The sequence below is a fragment of the Pseudoalteromonas sp. NFXS53 genome, assembly GCF_056629255.1.
In genome coordinates this window covers 1-723 of sequence record NZ_JBWVBR010000051.1, presented here as the reverse complement: position 1 = coordinate 723, position 723 = coordinate 1, and the positions used below count along the sequence as shown (strand labels likewise).

The 723-nt window shown below is 36.2% G+C and carries 1 protein-coding gene; it reads right to left on the bottom strand.

Annotated features, from left to right (window positions below; genetic code table 11):
- On the bottom strand, nt 1–539 hold a 539-nt coding region (locus AC1HJP_RS21150; RefSeq protein WP_480363466.1), incomplete at its 3' end, for a hypothetical protein.
- Nucleotides 540–723: the final 184 nt, after the last annotated feature.

Here is a 723-nt window from a genome sequence, read left to right as displayed (position 1 = left end):
TTCATCTCAGGGCTGTTGGCACAGCTACTCATTATTCCCACTGAGTTTTCATCAATAATGGGGTGAATTGATTGAGATGTGCTAGCAGAAGAGGTGTACGTATTGATTTTAAAGTTACGATTAAGACTACGGGTCACATTTGTGAGTACTTTATAGCCATTGGTCGTACTAGTCAGTAATGTACGTATTTCATTTGGCACATTGTTTAGGTCTTGAACATATGGGGTTAAATCATATCTAGGCTGGCCCTGATTATTATGACCCACTTTAAAACCATAGGTTTTATCTTGTTGAACATCGTGAATGACCAGCTTTTTTGGGGTTGACCAACATTGTTCATGCACAATATCTTCAAAATTATTGCCTACATCGTTACGACATTGCATTTGAGGTTGATATTTAAATCGCTGGGCTATCTTTTTAGCTTCAACATAGCTGCAATCATCACAAATAACGGCTTCATAAAAATTGCTAGGTTTAGCTTCTGAACTTAGAGGCATTAAAAATACCAACAAGAGTGGTATAACAAAAAATTTCATAAGAGTTCCTTCTTAAATGAATGTTTGTGGAAATATGAAGCTTATGTGACATTTTGGGTTTTACAAATATTTTCTGTGGGTTTAATACTCTAGAAATTAGTGAGACGTTTGGCATAGAATCAAACACTATGCTATTTTGGCAAACATAACGTCGCCATTATCGCCACATACGTTACGTCATGCC